Source organism: Rhodoferax sp. GW821-FHT07G04, from assembly GCF_059418585.1.
In genome coordinates this window covers 1-19265 of record NZ_JBWKQD010000008.1, presented here as the reverse complement: position 1 = coordinate 19265, position 19265 = coordinate 1, and the positions used below count along the sequence as shown (strand labels likewise).

Sequence of the window (19265 nt, the reverse complement as noted above, 5' to 3'; positions counted from 1 at the left end):
TCAGATTCCTTAGAGCAGCACGCGGCGGAAGTCAGCCAGGATCTGGCCCAGGTACACGTTGAAGCGCGCAGCGGCGGCGCCGTCGATGACGCGGTGGTCCCAGGTCAGCGACAGCGGCAGCATCAGGCGCGGCTGGAAGGCTTTGCCGTCCCACACCGGCTCCATCTGGCTCTTGCAGACACCCAGGATGGCGACTTCGGGCGCGTTGATGATGGGCGTGAAGTAGCGCCCCCCAATGCCGCCCAAGCTGGAGATGGTGAAGGTAGCGCCCGACATTTCAGCAGGGCTCAGCTTGCCTTCGCGTGCCTTCTTGGCCAGTTCACCCATCTCGGTGCTGATCTGGAAGATGCCCTTCTTGTCGGCATCCTTCAGCACCGGCACCATCAAGCCGTTGGGCGTGTCGGCGGCAAAGCCGATGTGCCAGTAGTTCTTGTAGACCAGGGCGTCACCGTCCAGGCTGCTGTTGAACTCGGGGTACTTCTTGAGCGCGGCCACACAGGCCTTGATCAGGAAGGCCAGCATGGTCACCTTGATGCCGGCTTTCTCGTTCTCCTTGTTGGTCGCCACGCGGAAGGCTTCCAGGTCGGTGATGTCGGCATCGTCGTGGTTGGTGACGGCCGGAATCATGATGGCGTTGCGCGTCAGGTTGGCGCCGCTGATCTTCTTGATACGGCCCAGTTCCTTGCGCTCAACGGGACCAAACTTGGCAAAGTCCACCTTGGGCCAGGGGATCAGGCCCAGGGCTGCGCCATCGCCACCACCACCGCTGGCCTTGTGCTGGGCCGCCGCGGCCTGGGTTTGCACTGTGCCGCTCATCACGGATCGGGTGAAGCCTTGCACGTCGGCCTCGGTGATGCGGCCTTTGAGGCCCGAGCCCTTCACTTCATTCAGCGGCACGCCCAACTCGCGGGCAAACTTGCGTACCGACGGCGACGCGTGGGGCAGGCCCAGCGTGGTGCCGCCCGGCGCGTGGGCGGGCACGGCAGCGGCAGCGACCGGAGCAGCGGCGGCAACAGCAACCTGAGCGGGAGCGGATGCACTAGCCGGTGCAGCAGCGGGTGCCGCAGGTGCGGCCACTGCTACGGGTGCGGCACCAGCCACGCCTTCCAGAATAACGACCAGGTCACCAATATTGACGGTGTCGCCAATCTTGACCTTGAGTTCCTTGACAACACCGGCGGTGCTGGATGGAATCTCCATCGAGGCCTTGTCGGACTCCACGGTGATCAGGCTCTGTTCCACCTTGACGGTGTCGCCCACCTTGACCAGCAGTTCGATGACGGCCACGTCCTTGAAGTCGCCGATATCGGGCACGCGCACTTCCACGGGGCCGGACGCAGCTGGGGCAGGGGATGCAGCCGCTACAGAAACGGGAGCAGCTTGCGTAGCCGCGGCGGGGGCTGGAGCCGGTTTTGACTCAGCGGCAGGGGCTGCAGCGGCGCCGGCAGCCTCCACCATCACAACGACCGAGCCCTCTTTCACCTTGTCGCCCAGCGCGACCTTGATCTCTTTGACCACACCGGCGGTGCTGGACGGTATCTCCATGGATGCCTTGTCGCTCTCCACGGTGATCAGGCTCTGTTCCACCTTGACGGTATCGCCCACTTTGACCAGCAGCTCAATGACTGCCACCTCATCGAAGTCGCCGATATCCGGGACTTTTACTTCTACCAATGCCATGTTGTTGTCTCCATTCCTAAACGGTTGGGGACAGAGCGACGCAGCGCTCCGGTCTGTCCCGCAAGGGCTTTGTTATGCGTACAGCGGGTTCACCTTGTCGGCATTGATGCCGTACTTCTTGATCGCTTCGGCCACCTTGGCAACGGGCACGGTGCCCTCCTCGCTCAGCGCCTTCAGCGCGGCGACCACGACGTAGTGGCGGTTCACCTCGAAGTGCTCGCGCAGTTTAGAGCGGAAATCGCTGCGGCCAAAGCCGTCGGTGCCCAGCACCTTGTAGGTACGGCCCTTGGGGATGAAGGGGCGGATCTGCTCGGCATAGGCCTTCATGTAATCGGTGGACGCCACGACCGGCCCCTTGGCCTTGTCCAACTGCTGCGCGACGTAGGACACGCGCGGCGTCTCCAGCGGGTGCAGCAGGTTCCAGCGTTCGCAATCCTGGCCTTCGCGGGTGAGTTCGTTGAACGATGGGCAGCTCCACACATCAGCGGCAATGCCCCAGTCCTTCTCCAGCAGTTCCTGCGCCGCGATGCTCTCGCGCAGGATGGTGCCGCTACCCAGCAATTGCACGCGCGGGGTGAGCTTGGCGCCCTCTTTGCACAGGTACATGCCCTTGATGATCTGCTCTTCGGTGCCGGCGGTCAGACCGGGCATGGGGTAGTTTTCGTTCAGCAGGGTCAGGTAGTAGAAGACGTTCTCCTGTTTCTCCACCATGCGCTTCAAGCCGTGCTGCATGATGACCGCCACTTCGTGCGCGAAGGTGGGGTCGTAGCTGATGCAGTTGGGGATGGTGCCCGCCAGGATGTGGCTGTGGCCGTCCTCGTGCTGCAGGCCTTCGCCATTGAGCGTGGTGCGCCCGCTGGTGCCGCCCAGCAGGAAGCCGCGCGCCTGCATGTCGCCAGCAGCCCAGGCCATATCGCCAATGCGCTGGAAGCCGAACATAGAGTAATACACGTAGAACGGGATCATGATCCGGTTGTTGGTGCTGTAGCTGGTGGCCGCGGCAATCCAGCTACCCATGCCACCAGCCTCGTTGATGCCCTCTTGCAGGATCTGGCCGGCCTTGTCTTCGCGGTAGTACATCACCTGGTCACGGTCCACCGGTGTGTAGAGCTGGCCCTTGGGGTTGTAGATGCCGATCTGGCGGAAGAGACCTTCCATGCCGAAAGTACGCGCCTCATCCACCAGGATGGGTACCACGCGTGGGCCTAGCGCCTGGTCGCGCAGCAACTGCGTGATGAAGCGCACATAGGCCTGGGTGGTGGAGATTTCACGGCCTTCGGCAGTGGGTTCCAAAATGGCCTTGAAGGTGTCCAGCGCGGGCACGGTGAAACTCTCGTCGGCCTTTTGCCGGCGGTGCGGCAAATAGCCGCCCAGGGCCTTGCGGCGCTCGTGCAGGTAGCGCATCTCGGGCGTGTCTTCGGCCGGCTTGTAGTACGGCAGCTTGGAAAGTTCGCTGTCGGGCACGGGGATGTTGAAGCGGTCGCGGATGTATTTGATGTCTTCGTCGGTCAGCTTCTTGGTTTGGTGCACGGTGTTCTTGCCTTCACCGGCCTTGCCCATGCCATAGCCCTTGACGGTCTTGACCAAGAGCACGGTGGGCTGGCCCTTGTGGGCGTTGGCGGCATGGAAGGCGGCGTACACCTTCTCGGGCTCATGGCCGCCGCGGCGCAGCTCGAACACCTCTTCATCGGTCATGTGCTCAACCAGTTTCAGTGTCTCGGGGTAGCGGCCAAAGAAGTTCTTGCGCACAAAGGCACCGTCGTTGGCCTTCATGGCCTGGTAGTCGCCGTCCAGGGTTTCCATCATCAGCTGGCGCAGCTTACCGGTGGTGTCGCGGGCCAGCAATGCGTCCCAGCCAGCGCCCCACAGCAGCTTGACGACATTCCAGCCGGAACCACGGAACTCGCCTTCCAGCTCTTGCACGATCTTGCCATTGCCGCGCACCGGGCCGTCCAGGCGCTGCAGGTTGCAGTTGATGACGAAGATCAGGTTGTCCAGGTTCTCGCGCGCGGCCAGGCCGATGGCGCCCAGGGATTCGGGCTCGTCCATTTCGCCATCGCCGCAGAACACCCAGACCTTGCGGTTTTCGGTATTGGCAATGCCTCGGGCATGCAGGTACTTCAGGAACCGGGCCTGGTAGATGGCCATCAATGGTCCCAGCCCCATGGACACGGTGGGGAACTGCCAGAACGCCGGCATCAGCTTGGGGTGGGGGTAGCTGGACAGGCCCTTGCCATCCACTTCCTGGCGGAAGCTGTCGAGCTGCTCCTCGGTCAGGCGGCCTTCCAGGTAAGCGCGGGCGTAGATGCCGGGCGAACTATGCCCCTGGATGTAGAGGCAGTCGCCGCCATGGTTTTCGCTCTCGGCATGCCAGAAGTGGTTGAAGCCGGCGCCGAACATGCTGGCCACGGATGCGAAGGAGCCAATGTGACCACCCAGATCGCCGCCATCCGCGGGGTTCAGGCGGTTGGCACGCACCACCATGACCATGGCATTCCAGCGCATATAGGCACGCAAACGCTTTTCGATCTGGATATTGCCGGGGCAATGGGCTTCCTGGTCGGGCTCTATGGTGTTGACATAACCGGTATTCGCCGAAAAGGGCATATCAATGCTCTTTTGGCGGGCATGTTCCAGCAATTGCTCCAAAAGAAAGTGGGCGCGCTCTGGGCCTTCGGCCTCAATCACGGCGGACAGCGCATCCATCCATTCGCGGGTTTCCTGGCTGTCCAGGTCAAGACTCAGGGCGCTCGTGGCGCCCGCGGGAACTGCTGACATGGGTGTGTCTCCTCGTTGGTGTCGAAGCAATTTAGTACGTTCTACCTATTCTCACACAGGTTTTTTAAAATTTCAATATGCGCATATTGATTTCATATTGTGAATTACAAAAATCCGCACCTTTGAGGGCTCACCTACACTAGAGCCATGCCCTTGCCCAAGCTGATTTCCCTGCCAAGCCCCCTGGCGTTCAACACGGTGGACCGTGCGCGCCGGTGGTGGCACAGGCTGGCACCGCACCGCCAGGACCGCCTGGCCGTGCTGGCCCCGCTATTGGCCGTACTGTTGTTTTTTGCCGCCATCGTCGCCGCCCTGGGCTATTTGCGCCTGGAAGAAATGGACCGTGAGCAACAAGCTGTGCAGCGCGATGTGGAATACACCCAGCAGCGCCTGCGCCTGCGCCTGCTGGAGCGCCAGGAGCAGCTGATGCGCATTGCGCGCGAGATATCCAACCGCGAGATGGACGTGGAAGAGTTCCGCACCCGCTCCCGCGCGCTGCTGAACCAATACCTGGAGTTGCAAGGCCTGGCCTGGATCGACGAGCGCCGGAGGGTCAAGTCCGCACTGGGTACGGCCGTGCTGGTCAGCAACCAGTTGAATGCGGGCAGCGACGGCGCACAACGCAATGAGACGCTGGGCGGCTTCCTGGCCGCCCGCGAGCTGCAGCAACCCGTGTATGTGCAGCCTCTAGGTACCGCCAACGACACCCCGCTGCTGCAAATGCACTTGCCGCTGACCGACCGCACGCGCTTCTCGGGCGTACTACTGGCCCAGTATTCGGTGGATGGCCTGTACCGCTACGGCGTGCCCAACGAGGTGACCTCGCGCTACGCCATCTCGCTGCAAGACGCCAAGGGCAGCTTGCTGGCCGGTATCGCCCTGCCAGCCAAGAAGACGGTCAAGAACCTGCTGCCCTGGACCGGGCCTACCAACGAATACACCATGCCGGTCTCGCCCGTGGGCAGTGCGCTGGTCGTGCGCGGCCAGGCATACCGGGCGTCGCTGGGCGTCATCGGCAGTGGCTTGTTCTGGTTGGTCAGCACCTTGAGCGTGATGACGGCCTGGATGCTGATCGCCAACTGGCGCCACACACGCCGGCGCATGCAGGCCCAGCAGGCGCTGATTTCAGAAACCACCTTCCGCCGCGCCATGGAAAACTCCATGCTGACCGGCATGCGGGCCATGGACCTGCAAGGCCGCATCACCTATGTGAATGCCGCGTTTTGCCAGATGACGGGCTGGACCGAGCCCGAGCTGGTAGGCCGCACGGCGCCCTTCCCCTACTGGCCAGAGAACGACCGCGAGCAATTGCACTCGCTGCTGGATGAGGAACTGTCGGGCAAGTCCTCCCCCGGTGGCATCCAGGTGCGCGTCAAGCGCCGCGACAACACCTTGTTTGATGCCCGCTTGTATGTGTCACCGCTGATCGATGCCGTGGGCAAGCAGACCGGCTGGATGACCTCGATGACCGACATCACCGAGCCCAACCGGGTGCGCGAACAGTTGTCGGCCTCGCACGAGCGCTTCACCACCGTGCTGGAGGCGCTGGATGCATCCATCTCGGTGGCCCCCTTGGGCAGTGACGAACTGCTGTTTGCCAACAAGCTCTACCGCCAATGGTTTGGCCTGCAAGCCAATGGCCACCTGCAGTTGGTGGCTCAGGCCGGTGTGCCGGACGCCCCACCCAATGACGAGTCCACCGACAGCGTGGATTCCTTTGCCGGCCTGCCCACCACCGCCCTGCCCGATACGGAAACCGAGAGCGCGGAAATCTTCATCGCCGAGCTGAACCAGTGGCTGGAGGTGCGCACCCGTTACCTGAGCTGGGTGGATGGCCGTCTGGCGCAAATGGTCATCGCCACCGACATCACATCGCGCCGCCTGACCGAGGAGCAGGCCGCCAGCCAGACCGAGCGCGCCCAGACCGCCAGCCGCCTGATCACCATGGGTGAGATGGCCTCCAGCGTAGCCCACGAACTGAACCAGCCGCTGACCGCCATCAACAATTACTGCAATGGCATGGTGTCACGCATCAAGGCCCAGCAGATCAGCGAAGAAGACTTGCTGGGCGCACTGGAAAAGACCGCCAAACAGGCCCAGCGCGCGGGCCAGATCATCCACCGCATACGCTCCTTTGTGAAGCGCAGCGAGCCCAACCGCACGCCATCCGAGGTCAGCAGCATCGTGGCCGAGGCCGTGGAGCTGGCCGAAATCGAACTGCGCCGCTTCAATGTGCGGCTGAACCACTATGTGGCGGCCCGCATGCCCACGCTGATGGTGGACCCCATCCTGATCGAGCAGGTGCTGATCAACCTGCTGCGCAACGCCGCTGAATCCATCGACATGGCGCTGCGCCAGACCTCGCAGCGCATTGTGGAGCTGCGCGTGGTGCCCCGCATCATGGAAGACAAGCAGGTCGTGGAGTTCTCAGTACAAGACACAGGCAAGGGCTTGGCGCCGGAAGTCATGGCCCGACTGTATGAGGCTTTCTACTCGACCAAGTCCGACGGCATGGGCATCGGCCTCAGCTTGTGCCGCTCGATTGTCGAATCCCATTTGGGGCGGATGTCAGCGGAGAACCTCTACAATGGTGACGATGTATCGGGGTGCCGGTTTTCATTCTGGATACCGCTGACCGAAGTGAGCCCCAGTTTGGCGCGCATACCGCACCCAAGCAATTAGAACCCTGGAAACCGAATGAGCCTGCTTCCCAAAAAAGGTACCGTGTACGTTGTGGACGACGACGAGGCCGTGCGCGATTCGCTGCAATGGCTGCTCGAAGGCAAGGGCTTTAGGGTCCGCTGTTTTGACTCCGCAGAATCTTTCCTCAGCCGCTACGACGCGCGCGAAGTGGCATGCTTGATCGTCGATATCCGCATGGGCGGCATGACGGGCCTGGAGCTGCAAAGCCGCTTGATCGAAGCCCGCTCACCGCTGCCCATCGTCTTCATCACCGGCCACGGCGACGTGCCCATGGCGGTGGACACCATGAAGAAGGGCGCGATGGACTTCATCCAGAAGCCCTTCAATGAAGACCAATTGGTGGGCCTGGTGGAGCGCATGCTGGACCACGCCAAGGACTCTTTCAGCGACTTCCAACTGGCCGCCAGCCGCGACGCCCTGCTGTCCAAGCTGACACTGCGCGAATCGCAAGTGCTGGAGCGCATCGTGGCCGGCCGCCTGAACAAACAGATTGCCGACGACCTGGGCATCAGCATCAAGACGGTGGAGGCGCACCGCGCCAACATCATGGAAAAGCTGGGCGCCAACACTGTGGCCGACCTGCTCAAGATCGCACTGGGACAGAACGCACCGAAAACCTGACGCTATTCCTGCCATAGCATTCCACGCCCGCCCCGCAAGGACTGCGGGCGTTTTACCTTTGAAAGCACGACATGACCTCCCCAGCAAAAATCATTGACGGCAACGCCCTGTCCAAACAACTGCGCGAAGACGTAGCTGCACGTACGGTGGCCCTCAAAGCCCGTGGACTGACACCCGGCCTGGCCGTGGTCTTGGTGGGTGACAACCCCGCCAGCCAGGTCTATGTGCGCAACAAGGTCAAGGCCTGCCAGGACGCAGGCCTGCACTCGGTGCTGGAAAAATACGATGCCTCCATGACCGAGGCAGAACTGCTGGCGCGGGTTGACGCGCTGAACAACGACCCCGCCATCCACGGCATCCTGGTACAACTGCCCTTGCCCAAGCATATTGACGACCACAAGGTCATCGAGGCCATTTCCCCCGCCAAAGACGTCGATGGCTTCCACGTTGCCAGCGCCGGCGCGCTGATGGTGGGCGAAACCGGCTTCAAGGCCTGCACCCCCTATGGCTGCATGAAGATGCTGGAATCCATCGGCATGAAGGACTTGCGCGGCAAGCACGCCGTGGTCATTGGCCGCTCCAACATCGTGGGCAAACCCATGGCCATGATGCTGCTGCAGGCCAATGCCACGGTCACCATCACCCACAGCGGCACAGCCGACCTGGCCGCCATGACACGCCAAGCCGATGTCGTGGTTGCGGCCGTGGGCAAGCGCAATGTGCTGACAGCCGATATGGTCAAGCCGGGCGCCGTGGTCATTGATGTCGGCATGAACCGCGACGATGCCGGCAAGCTATGCGGTGACGTCGATTTTGCCGGCGTCAGCCAGGTGGCAGGCTATATCACGCCGGTACCCGGCGGCGTCGGCCCGATGACCATCACCATGCTGCTGGTCAACACATTGGAAGCGGCGGAGCGCGAAGCAGCTTCCATTTGATTCCGCGGGAAAAGCCCCCATATGCTCCCGTAGCAAACCGCCCCTTACCAATCGACGCCCTATGAATCCCCTGCTGACCCCCTCCTCCACCCTGCCCCTGTTTGACCAGATCCTGCCCGAGCATGTGGCGCCGGCCGTCGAATCTCTGCTAGCCCAGACCAATGCGGCGTTGGAGACGGTCACCGCGCCGGACTTCCCGGCGCAATGGGAGGCCATCGCCAAGGTACTGGACGTAGCGACCGAGAGGCTGGGCCGGGCCTGGGGTTCCGTGAGCCACCTGAACAATGTCGCCGATACGCCCGAGTTGCGCGCAGCCTACAACGCGGCGCTGCCCGCCGTGACCGAGTTCTGGACGCGCCTGGGTGCCGACGAGCGGCTCTATGCCAAGTACAAGGCCATCGACGTACTGAGCCTGAATGCTGAGCAGCGCCAGGCCCACAAGAACGCACTGCGTAACTTTGTGCTGGGCGGCGCGGATCTGGTGGGTGCCCAACGCGAACGCTTTGCCGAAATCCAGGAGCAACAGGCCGCATTGAGCCAGAAGTTCAGCGAAAACACGCTGGATGCAACCGATGCCTTCAGCTACTACGCCAGTGCAGACGAGATGGCTGGAGTGCCCGACGATGTGCAGCAAACCGCACTGGCCACCGCGCAGGCCGAGGGCAAGACCGGCTACAAGCTGACGCTCAAAATGCCGTGCTACCTGCCCGTCATGCAGTTCGCCCACAGCAGCGCACTGCGCGCCACGCTGTACCGCGCCTTTGTGACCCGTGCTTCGGACCAAGCGGAGGGGGACTCCCAGAAGTACGACAACTCGCAGGGCATACGTGACATCCTCAGCCTGCGCAAAGAAGAAGCCGCGCTACTGGGCTACCCCAACTTCGGCAGCCTGTCGCTGGTGCCCAAAATGGCCTCGTCACCCGACGCGGTGATCGGCTTCCTGCGCAACCTGGCCCACAAAGCCCGGCCCTTTGCCGAGAAAGATCTGGCCGATCTGCGCGCCTTTGCCAAGGACGAGCTGCAATTGAACGATCCCCAGCCCTGGGACTGGCCTTACATTGGTGAGAAGCTCAAAGAGGCGCGCTACGCCTTCAGCGAGCAGGAGGTCAAACAATACTTCACCTTGCCCAAGGTGCTGGCCGGCCTGTTCAAGATATCTGAGACCCTATTTGACATTGCCATCACCCGCGACCAGGCCCCGGTATGGAATGCCAATGTGGAGTTCTACCGCATCTCCCGCGCGGGTGCCGACGGCAACCAGCAATTGATTGGCCAGTTCTACCTGGACCCGACGGCGCGCAGTGGCAAGCGTGGCGGCGCCTGGATGGACGATGTCTGCGCCCGCTGGCTGCGCCCCGACACCGCCCAACTGCAGACCCCGGTGGCCCATCTGGTGTGCAATTTTGCCGACGGTGTCGAAGTAGACGGCAAGAAGCAGCCGGCCCTGCTGTCGCACGACGATGTGACCACCTTGTTCCACGAGTTTGGACACGGCTTGCAGCACATGCTGACCCAGGTCAATGAGCACGATGTGTCCGGCATCAGTGGTGTGGAATGGGATGCGGTAGAGCTGCCCAGCCAGTTCATGGAAAACTTCTGCTGGGAATGGAGCGTGCTGCGCCACATGACAGCGCATGTGGACACCGGCGAGCCACTGCCCCGCGCGCTGTTCGACAAGATGCTGGCGGCCCGCAATTTTCAAAGCGGTTTGCAGACGCTGCGCCAGATCGAGTTCTCGCTGTTCGACATGCTGCTACACACGGCGCACGATCCGCAGCAAGATTTCATGCCGCTGCTCAACCAGGTGCGCAACGAGGTGGCGGTGATGTTCCCACCCGCATGGAGTCGCACGGCCCACACCTTCAGCCACATCTTTGCTGGGGGCTATGCCGCGGGCTACTACAGCTACAAGTGGGCCGAGGTTCTGAGTGCCGACGCCTACGCCGCCTTTGAAGAAACCGCCGGCCCCGATGGTGCGCCCAACGTGGAAACCGGTAGAAAATACCGCCAAGCCATTTTGGAATCCGGTGGCAGCCGGCCGGCCATGGAGTCGTTCAAGGCCTTTCGCGGCCGCGAACCCACGCTGGACGCCTTGCTGCGCCACCAGGGCATGGCGACGGCGTAAGCGCCGGTACAGACGTCTTATGCAACACTACGGTCATCGAATAGGAGCTCGCAGATGAAGAACAACAACCGGCAACACGTCGCCACAGCATTCCTGCTGGGTAGCATCGCGCTGCTGTCCGCGCTGGGCGGTGCCCAGGCACAAGGCGTCTACCGCATCGTGGGCCCCGATGGCAAGGTGACCTTCTCCGACAAACCCCCAGCCAGTGCCGAGCAGGGCAAGGTGGCCAATACCGGCGTAGGCGCTACAGCCGCAGCAGGCAACAGCACCGGCCTGCCGTATGAGCTGCGCCAGGTCGTCTCCAAATACCCCGTGGTGCTGTACACCGGCTCGCAATGCGCGCCCTGCAATACCGGGCGCGCGTTGCTCACCGGTCGTGGCGTGCCATTCAATGAGCGCACCGTCACTACCAACGAAGATGTTGCTTCCTTGCAGCGCCAAATGGGTGATACCTCCCTGCCCTACCTGACCATCGGGGGACAGAAGATCAAAGGCTTCTCCGATTCCGAGTGGACGCAGTACCTGGATGCTGCCGGCTACCCCAAGACCTCGACCCTGCCCGCTACGTACAGGAATGCCCCGCCAGCACCCTTGGTAGTCGTGCAAGCCACAACCCCTGCTGCCAAGGCATCCGACAAGGCGTCATCTGCAGCTGCTGCCGCAGAACCCGCCTACCAGGCACCACCGCCCCGGGTCACCCCGTCCAACCCGGCCGGCATCACGTTTTAAGCTGCAAGCCCTTCAACAACAAGCCCTCTCGACGGGGCTTGTGTACGATCAAAACGCCAGCGTCTTCACACCGCTGGCCGTGCCCAGCAGACAGACCTGGGCACGCTGAAACGCAAACACGCCCACCGTCACCACGCCAGGCCATTGGCTGACCTCGGCCTCGAAGGCCAACGGATCGGTGATCTTCAGGCCCGTCACATCCACAATAAACTGCCCGTTGTCGGTGACCAGGGGCTTGCCGTCCTTCAGGCGCACCGTGCCCACACCACCCTTGGCGGCAAACTGGGCGATGACACGTTGTGTGGCCATGGGAATCACCTCTACCGGCAGCGGAAAGGCGCCCAGCGTCTGCACCAGCTTGGATTCGTCGGCAATGCACACAAAGCGGTCGGACTGCGCCGCCACGATCTTCTCGCGCGTCAGCGCCGCACCACCGCCCTTGACCATATTGCCCTGGCCATCAATCTCATCCGCACCATCGATATAGACCGACAGGCGCGGCACGTCGTTGGAGTCGAATACGGGGATGCCCAGCGCCAGCAGGCGCTCCGTACTGGCCACCGAACTGGAGACCGCCCCCTTGATCTGGTCCTTCATAGACGCCAGCGCGTCGATGAATTTGTTGACCGTGGAGCCCGTGCCCACACCGACGATCTCGCCTGGCACCACGTATTGCAAGGCCGCCTGGCCTACCAAAGTCTTGAGCTGGTCCTGGGTCAAAGGCGTGGACGGAGAGGCTGAGGAAGGAGTGGTTGGGCTCATAGACGAAAATTGGGGAAGTTACACACACGAAATAATTGCAGGAATTATCCAATGTCTCTTGTCCCCTACGGCCTAGCCCGCGCGGCCTTATTCAAACTCGACCCCGAGGTTGCCCATGAGATTACGATGGCCGGCTTGGCCCGTGCACAGGGAACCCCCCTGCAAATGGCCTATTGCGCCGCCCGCGTGGACGACCCCATTGAGCTAGCCGGTCTGCGCTTTCCCAACCGCGTAGGCCTGGCCGCCGGTCTAGACAAGAATGCCCGCTGCATCGACGGCCTGGCAGCCATGGGGTTTGGCTTTGTGGAAGTGGGCACGGTCACGCCCAAGGCCCAGCCGGGCAACCCCAAGCCACGCATGTTCCGCCTGCCCAAGGCCAACGCGCTGATCAATCGCCTGGGCTTCAACAACGACGGCCTGGACGCCTTTGTGGCCAATGTGCAGCGCTCGGCCCTGCGCCGCCAGAAAAACCCCGCCCTGCTGCTGGGTCTGAACATTGGTAAAAACGCCGCCACCCCGATCGAGAATGCCACCGACGACTACCTGATCTGCCTGGACGGCGTCTACCCGCATGCTGACTATGTGACGGTCAACATCTCCAGTCCCAACACCAAAAACCTACGGGCCCTGCAGAGCGACGAAGCGCTGGATGGCCTGCTGAGCGCGATTGCCGAGCGGCGCACCGCCTTGGCCCAAAAACACGGCAAGCGCATTCCTATTTTTGTGAAGATTGCGCCGGACCTGGATGAGGCCCAGGTCGCGGTCATTGCCGCCACGCTGCAACGCCACGGCATGGACGGCGTCATTGCCACCAACACCACGCTGGGCCGCGATGCTGTCAAGGGCCTGCCCCATGCCGAAGAGGCCGGTGGCCTGTCCGGCGCGCCGGTATTCGAGGCCAGCAACCGGGTGATAGGCCAATTGCGCACGGCACTGGGCCCGCAGTTCCCCATCATCGGTGTGGGCGGCGTCATGAGCGCCGCCGATGCCGTGGCCAAAATCAAGGCGGGAGCCGATGTGGTGCAGATCTACACCGGCCTCATCTACCGCGGGCCTGAACTGGTGCGGGACGCGGCTCTGGCCATCAAAGGCCGCGTGCCACGCAGATAACGGTCGGCATCCCGGTTGCCGTACTGCGCACCGGGTTTGTCCCTAGAGTTTTGGACAGCCGATTGACAGGCTGCCGCCGCACCATTGCTCCAGGTTCCACAACCCGGAGAAGCCCGCATGCAGCACGCCCAACGCCGCCAATTCCTAGGCGCCATCGCCGCAACCTGCATGGGGACCGCCTGGCCCGGCATGCAGACCCAAGCCGCTGAATCCACGGTTAAAGCGGCCTCCAAACTGGCGCAAAAACTGCGCATCGTGATCCCGGCCAACCCCGGCGGCGGCTGGGACCAGACCAGCCGCGCCCTGGGCGCTGCCATGCTGTCCAGCGGCGTGGTGGACAGCGTCGAATACGAAAACAAAGGCGGCAAAGGCGGCACCATCGGGCTGGCCTACTACGCCGAAAAGTACAAGGACGATCCCAATAGCCTGCTCATGGGCGGTGCCGTGATGGTGGGCGCCGTGGCCTTGCAAAAGCCGGCCATTGACATGGGCCAGATTCTGCCGGTGGCGCGCTTGACCAGCGACTTCGAGGTCTTGGTGGTCGCAAGCCAATCGCCGATCAAAACCATCGCGGACCTGGCCGATGCCATGCGCAAAAACCTCAAGGCCGTTCCCCTTGCCGGAGGCTCCGCTGGCGGGGTAGACCATCTGTTCGCCGGCGTGCTGGCACGCGCGGTGGGCGCCAACCTGGAAGACCTGAACTACCTACCCTTTGCCGGAGGCGCAGATGTGTCAGCCGCAGTATTGAGTGGCAAGGCCATGGTGGGGATATCGGGCTTCAGTGAATTCAGCGCGCAGCTGGCCGAAGGGCAACTGCGCGCCATCGGTCTGTCGTCCAAGCGCGCTCTGTTCGGCGTACCCTCGCTGCGCGACCAGGGCGTTCAAGTGGAGATGGCCAATTGGCGGGGCGTTTTCACCGGCACCGGCGTATCTGCACCGCGCCGCGCGGAAATGGTGGAGGCCCTGCAACGCACAACCTTGCACGAGGCCTGGAAAACCACACTCAAACAAAACCATTGGACCGCATCCTGGTTGGCCGGGGCCGACCTCAGCAGCTTTGTCGATTTTGAGATGACCACCACGCGGGTGATGGTGCACTTGCTGAAGTTCAAGGTTTGAGGAAACGCCTGCACTTAGGCCAACAGCTCGGCCACCATCTCGGCAATCGCCAGCGCGCTGGTCAAGCCCGGCGACTCAATGCCAAACAGATTGACCAAGCCTGCAACGCCATGCTCCTGGGGGCCTTGGATGCAGAAGTCGCGCGCCGGTTCGTTCGGGCCGCTGATCTTGGGGCGTATGCCGGCATAGGCCGGCACCAGCGCGCCATCGGGTAGCGCGGGCCAGTATTTGCGCACCTCGGCATAGAAGGCATCGCCGCGCGCGGGCTGCACCGTCGTGTCATCAGGGCCGTCCACCCATTGCACATCGGGACCAAAGCGGGCCTGGCCACCCAAGTCCAGCGTCAGATGCACGCCCAGGCCAGCCGCTTCGGGCACCGGGTAGATCAGGCGCGAAAACGGCGCGCGGCCGGCCAGCGTGAAGTAGTTGCCCTTGGCGAAATAGGCTTGCGGCACATGGCGGGCATCCAGCCCGGTAAAGCGCGCCGCCAGCGCGGGTGCCAGCAAGCCCGCGGCGTTGACGACCGAATGGGCAGAGAGGCGCGTACCATCAGTCGCTACCAATTCAATAGCATTACCATAAAATTTGGCGAGGGCTAGCGGCGAATTTACCGCAAGCATTCCGCCCAGACGCTCGATGTCTCCCAACAGCGACAGCATCAGTCCATGGCTGTCCACAATGCCGGTAGACGGCGAGTGCAAGGCCGCCAGGCAATGCAGCGCGGGCTCCTGAGCTTGCGCTGCCTCGGCGTCCAGCCAGGCCAGATCGTGCACGCCGTTTGCAACGGCGCGCGCCTGAATAGCCTGCAGTTGTTCCAGGTGATGCGCCGCCGTGGCGACGATGAACTTGCCACAGCGCCGGTGGCCAATACCCCGCTCTTGGCAATAGACATACAGCAGAGCCCTGCCCCGCACGCACAGTTGTGCCTTCAGCGAGCCGGTCGGGTAGTACATGCCGGCGTGGATGACCTCGCTGTTGCGCGAGCTGGTCTGCGTGCCAATGGCGTTGCAGGCCTCCAGCACCAGGACCTCGCGCCCAGCCAAGGCCAACGCGCGTGCCACAGCCAGACCGACCACGCCGGCGCCAACGACCACGCAGTCCACATGCTCCACGGCTCAGGCTACCGACACTACGGACGTCACTTCATCTCCAGGCCAGGGCCAGTGCTGGCTTCCACCAATTGTTTACCCACCGGGGCGACCAGGTGGGCCCGAGCCTCCATGGGACCCATGCCAAAGGTCAGGCTGGCAGCGCCGGTGGCGGTCTGACCATAGCCATAGCCACGGGTTTCACCGATGAGCGCCATGCGCACATCGACGGCGGAGCCTTCGTTGCAGCGCAAATCGATGACGCCATAGGTAGACGCCGTGTAACGAAAACGCCCCAGACAACTGTTCAGGACTGGGCGCTCGGCCGCAGGCTTGGGAGGTGGGCTGGGGGCGGAAAACTCGGACACCGGTCCAGCGCTTTGCTGCGCTATCTCGCCAGCCCGCAGCGCTACGGTGCCGGTGTGATCCGGGTAAAGCGTCATCTCGCCCTGCACCAGTTGTTCGTTGACCACGGCAAAGGCCTGCACACGGGTGGCCAGAGCCGCCAGGCCGGTGTCGTTCAGATCGGCACAGGCGCTCAGCATCAGGCACAGCGAGCATGCGCTTGCAGCAGTCAGGGTATGGCGTATCGCCAGCTTGTCCATTTTGAACTCCTAGAGCCGGCCAGCGCCCAAAACCGACGCCCCGGCGGTGTACTATCTTAGCCACTCGCCCAGCCGCGAAAGCCCGATAAAGCACTCGAAAGCGCACCCATGAGCCAAGATGACTCCGCCGCCGCCAGTCCCGACGTCAGCCGCTTACCCCTGAAGGCCCTGGGCCTGCGCACCGGCATGGCGCTGCAGACCCGGCGGCTGGTAGAAGGTGCCAGCAAGAAGGAGGCGCAGTTCTACGGCGCCATCGAGGGCAAGGGTGTCATGGTCGGACCGCTGGGGCCCGATGGCGTCAAGACCGAGCTGCTGGACGGCGAAATCTGCGTGGTGCGGGGCTTTACTGGCCAATACGAGTTTTCTTTTTTGAGCAAGGTGCTACAGACCTTCCAGAAGCCCTTTGCCTACGCGCTGTTGGCCTACCCCGCGATGGTAGACGCCACGCTGGTGCGGCAGAGCATGCGCACCAAGACCTCGTGGCCTTCCACCGTGCATGTCCCCCCCAAGAACGGCAGTGCCGATGCCGGGCCGCGGCCCGCCAGCCTGGTGGACATCAGTCCGCAGGGCGCAATGATCAAGACCGAGTCGTCACTGGGCAGTGTGGGTGACACGGTGACGCTGGGCATCACCGTGACCTTTGACAACGCGCCGGTCCAGTTGAATCTGGCCTCCGGCATTTGCCACAACAACCGCGGCGCCAGCGATGGGGCCTACTACATGGGGCTGGCCTTCAAGAACCTGACCCAGCATGACAAGCTGGTGTTGCACTTTGTGACCCAACCGCCGCAAACACCGGCGTCTTGACAGCACGACCCGAGCCGGCACCGGCCTCTAAGTGCTACTTTGCATAGGCTTCCAGCCCCACGACACCGATCTTCAACAGCCCTTGGCGCTGGGCTGCAGTCAGCACGGCCGCTACCGCGTTGTACTGGGTCTTGGCGTCGGCATGCACATGGATCTCGGGCTGCACCGGTTGCTGTGACGCCAGCATGAAGCGTGCGTCCAGCGCGGCGCGATCGGCCACCGGTTCGCCGTCCCAGGTCAGTTGATTGGTGCTGGACAACTCCAGCCGCACGACGACGGGCTCGGGCGCGTCGGGCGGCGGCAGGCCGGCTGGCAAATCCATGTTGACCGAATGCAACTGAATGGGGATGGTGATGATGAGCATCACCAGGAGCACCAGCAGCACGTCGATCAGCGGCGTGGTGTTCATGCTGGGCTCGGCGTGGTCTTCGTCCTCACCCGCGTCGTCGTGGAAATCGATGGCCATGGTCGTGGGTGCTCGGCTCAGGGGGGCGGCTCGGTCAGAAAGCCAATACGGGCAATGCCTGCGGTCTGGCAGGCATAGACCACCTTGGCCACAGCGGCAAAGTCGGCACGGGCGTCCGCACGGATATGCACCTCGGGTTGTGGCATTTGCGTGGCGATCTTGGCCAGGCGCTGCTGCAGCAATTCAGGCCCGGAGAGTTTGGCGTCAAACCAATAGCTGGCCCCGCTGGCGTCGACGGACACGATAACCGTCTCCGGAAAAGCTTGGCGCAACTGGTTGCTCTCACGCGGCAGCTTCACGGCCACCGCAGCGTTTACCACCGGGATGGTGATCAGAAAGATGATCAGCAAAACCAGCATCACATCCACCAGGGGCGTGGTGTTGATCTCGGACAGCATCTCGTCGTCGCTGTCCGGCCCGATCAGGCCATCACTAGCCGATTCAAAACTGATGGCCATGTTCGCTCAGGCCGTTGTCTTACCGGCACCGCGCCGGCTCTTTTCGATCTCGATCAGGAACAGCGTGTGCAGATCAGAGCCAAAGCCCTTGACGCTATGCAGCGCGATGCGGTTGCGCCGCACCAGCCAGTTGTAGCCCAGCACCGCCGGCACGGCCACTGCCAGGCCCAAGGCCGTCATGATCAGTGCCTCACCCACCGGACCTGCGACTTTGTCGATGGAGGCCTGACCGGTGGAGCCAATGGTGACCAGCGCCGTGTAGATGCCCCAGACCGTACCGAACAGGCCCACAAAGGGGGCGGTAGAGCCCACCGTGGCCAGGATGGACAAGCCGGACTGCATGCGCATCTGCAGCGTGCCCACATTGCGCACGATGTCCTGGCTCAACCAGGCACCCACTTCGATCTGCCCGGCCAGGGCCTCGTACTTGCGCAGGGCGTCCATGGCCGAATCCACCAGGAAGCGGAACGGGCTGTCCTTGCTCAACGCGGTGGCACCTTTTTGCAGCGAGTCGGCATTGGCAAAGGCCGTGCGGGCCGACAGCGCTTGCGCGGCCTGGCGGCGCTGCTCCAGCAGCTTGGACACGATCACATACCAACTCAGTAGCGACATCAAGCCCAGCAGGATCAGCGTGGTGCGGGCCACCAGGTCGCCCTGCCCCCAGACCAGGCGCAATCCATAGGGGTTGGCACCGCCACCGCTGGCAGCGCCCAGCGCGGACGACATGGCCTGTGCCGCGTTGTCCGCCGGTAGCGCATTGGCAACCGGCGTCGGTACTGCTGCTGCCGGCGCCGTGGTGGTAGCAGGCGTCTGCGCCAGCGCTGGCAGACTACCCAGACAAGCCGCGGCCAACACGCCGACGCAGGCCAGCCCAGCCAATGCGCGCAGCGGGCTGCGGGCTGCGGGCACAGCCGCGGAAACAAAGAGGGGTGTGGAGTTCATTGCCAGTCTTCCTGTGAAGTGTTTGCTCATTTGCATTTGCCCTGCAAGGCTTGGGCGGCCAGTGCCGGGCCTGCCATCAAACCGTTGAAATTGACCTGTCCTTGGCTCACGCTGCCGGTCTGGTTCTTGCCCAGGCAGTCGGGTCGTTCTGCCTCTTCAATGGCGCCTGCGAATTTGTTCTTGCGCCCGCCGGGGTTGAGCTGTTCGCTAGCCATCTCGGCAAAGCTCTTCTGGCGCGGCTGCATCTTCATGTAATCAGGATAGATGCCGCCTGTGCCCGAGGGCCCACCCGTTGCCGCAGGCCCACCGGCCGCCGGGGTGCCTCCGCAGGCGG

Annotated in this window: 17 protein-coding genes; 8 read left to right on the top strand and 9 right to left on the bottom strand. The window is 63.0% G+C overall.

Translation table 11 applies throughout. The features are described from left to right. Positions 1-9: 9 nt before the first annotated feature. The gene (gene aceF, locus AC07OO_RS25020) at positions 10-1680 is read right to left on the bottom strand and encodes a dihydrolipoyllysine-residue acetyltransferase (protein ID WP_495084891.1); all 1671 of its coding nucleotides are present in this window, start codon (positions 1678-1680) and stop codon (positions 10-12) included. Positions 1681-1752: 72 nt separating this feature from the next. Then, a complete protein-coding gene (gene aceE / locus AC07OO_RS25015) occupies positions 1753-4458 on the bottom strand; it encodes a pyruvate dehydrogenase (acetyl-transferring), homodimeric type (protein ID WP_495084890.1) in 2706 nt (901 codons plus the stop codon). A gap of 147 nt (positions 4459-4605) precedes the next feature. Between aceE and AC07OO_RS25010 the strand changes: the two genes are divergently transcribed. The 5 genes from AC07OO_RS25010 (at position 4606) to AC07OO_RS24990 (ending at position 11574) form a co-directional block, all read left to right on the top strand. After that, positions 4606-7140 (top strand): PAS domain-containing sensor histidine kinase, encoded by a 2535-nt coding sequence (locus AC07OO_RS25010; protein WP_495084889.1) that lies wholly within the window; start codon positions 4606-4608, stop codon positions 7138-7140. 15 nt (positions 7141-7155) lie between these two features. Then, on the top strand, positions 7156-7782 hold the full coding sequence (locus AC07OO_RS25005) for a response regulator transcription factor (protein WP_495084888.1): 627 nt from the start codon (positions 7156-7158) through the stop codon (positions 7780-7782). Between the two features lie 71 nt (positions 7783-7853). Further along, a complete protein-coding gene (gene folD / locus AC07OO_RS25000; protein ID WP_495084887.1) occupies positions 7854-8720 on the top strand; it encodes a bifunctional methylenetetrahydrofolate dehydrogenase/methenyltetrahydrofolate cyclohydrolase FolD in 867 nt (288 codons plus the stop codon). A 61-nt stretch (positions 8721-8781) separates the two neighbouring features. Then, the gene (locus AC07OO_RS24995) at positions 8782-10845 is read left to right on the top strand and encodes a M3 family metallopeptidase (protein WP_495084886.1); all 2064 of its coding nucleotides are present in this window, start codon (positions 8782-8784) and stop codon (positions 10843-10845) included. A 54-nt stretch (positions 10846-10899) separates the two neighbouring features. Beyond that, positions 10900-11574 carry a glutaredoxin family protein gene (locus AC07OO_RS24990; RefSeq protein WP_495084885.1) on the top strand — a complete coding sequence of 225 codons (675 nt, stop codon included), beginning with the start codon at positions 10900-10902 and terminating at the stop codon, positions 11572-11574. A gap of 48 nt (positions 11575-11622) precedes the next feature. Here the strand turns inward: AC07OO_RS24990 and rpiA are convergent, their stop codons facing one another. Then, the gene (gene rpiA, locus AC07OO_RS24985) at positions 11623-12336 is read right to left on the bottom strand and encodes a ribose-5-phosphate isomerase RpiA (protein WP_495084884.1); all 714 of its coding nucleotides are present in this window, start codon (positions 12334-12336) and stop codon (positions 11623-11625) included. Positions 12337-12387: 51 nt separating this feature from the next. On the opposite strand from rpiA, the gene AC07OO_RS24980 reads away from it, so the two are divergent. Both AC07OO_RS24980 and AC07OO_RS24975 read left to right on the top strand, forming a co-directional pair. Beyond that, positions 12388-13446, top strand: a complete 1059-nt coding sequence (locus tag AC07OO_RS24980; RefSeq protein WP_495084883.1) for a quinone-dependent dihydroorotate dehydrogenase — start codon at positions 12388-12390, stop codon at positions 13444-13446. Between the two features lie 117 nt (positions 13447-13563). After that, positions 13564-14565 carry a Bug family tripartite tricarboxylate transporter substrate binding protein gene (locus tag AC07OO_RS24975; RefSeq protein ID WP_495084882.1) on the top strand — a complete coding sequence of 334 codons (1002 nt, stop codon included), beginning with the start codon at positions 13564-13566 and terminating at the stop codon, positions 14563-14565. A 14-nt stretch (positions 14566-14579) separates the two neighbouring features. Here the strand turns inward: AC07OO_RS24975 and AC07OO_RS24970 are convergent, their stop codons facing one another. Together AC07OO_RS24970 and AC07OO_RS24965 are read right to left on the bottom strand one after the other, a co-directional pair. Continuing rightward, complete coding sequence (locus AC07OO_RS24970) at positions 14580-15677, bottom strand: NAD(P)/FAD-dependent oxidoreductase (RefSeq protein ID WP_495084881.1); 1098 nt, start codon at positions 15675-15677, stop codon at positions 14580-14582. 26 nt (positions 15678-15703) lie between these two features. Beyond that, positions 15704-16258 (bottom strand): hypothetical protein, encoded by a 555-nt coding sequence (locus AC07OO_RS24965; protein WP_495084880.1) that lies wholly within the window; start codon positions 16256-16258, stop codon positions 15704-15706. Positions 16259-16366: 108 nt separating this feature from the next. On the opposite strand from AC07OO_RS24965, the gene AC07OO_RS24960 reads away from it, so the two are divergent. After that, the gene (locus AC07OO_RS24960; RefSeq protein WP_495084879.1) at positions 16367-17065 is read left to right on the top strand and encodes a PilZ domain-containing protein; all 699 of its coding nucleotides are present in this window, start codon (positions 16367-16369) and stop codon (positions 17063-17065) included. A gap of 34 nt (positions 17066-17099) precedes the next feature. On the opposite strand, the gene AC07OO_RS24955 is transcribed toward AC07OO_RS24960, so the two are convergent. The 4 genes from AC07OO_RS24955 to AC07OO_RS24940 all read right to left on the bottom strand — a co-directional run. Then, complete coding sequence (locus AC07OO_RS24955) at positions 17100-17531, bottom strand: ExbD/TolR family protein (protein WP_495084878.1); 432 nt, start codon at positions 17529-17531, stop codon at positions 17100-17102. A 17-nt stretch (positions 17532-17548) separates the two neighbouring features. After that, the gene (locus tag AC07OO_RS24950; RefSeq protein WP_495084877.1) at positions 17549-17989 is read right to left on the bottom strand and encodes an ExbD/TolR family protein; all 441 of its coding nucleotides are present in this window, start codon (positions 17987-17989) and stop codon (positions 17549-17551) included. Positions 17990-17995: 6 nt separating this feature from the next. After that, positions 17996-18931, bottom strand: coding sequence for a MotA/TolQ/ExbB proton channel family protein (locus tag AC07OO_RS24945; RefSeq protein ID WP_495084876.1), 936 nt, complete (start codon positions 18929-18931; stop codon positions 17996-17998). 26 nt (positions 18932-18957) lie between these two features. Next, positions 18958-19265, bottom strand: a 308-nt coding sequence (locus tag AC07OO_RS24940) for a hypothetical protein (RefSeq protein ID WP_495084875.1), incomplete at its 5' end; no start/stop codon positions are given.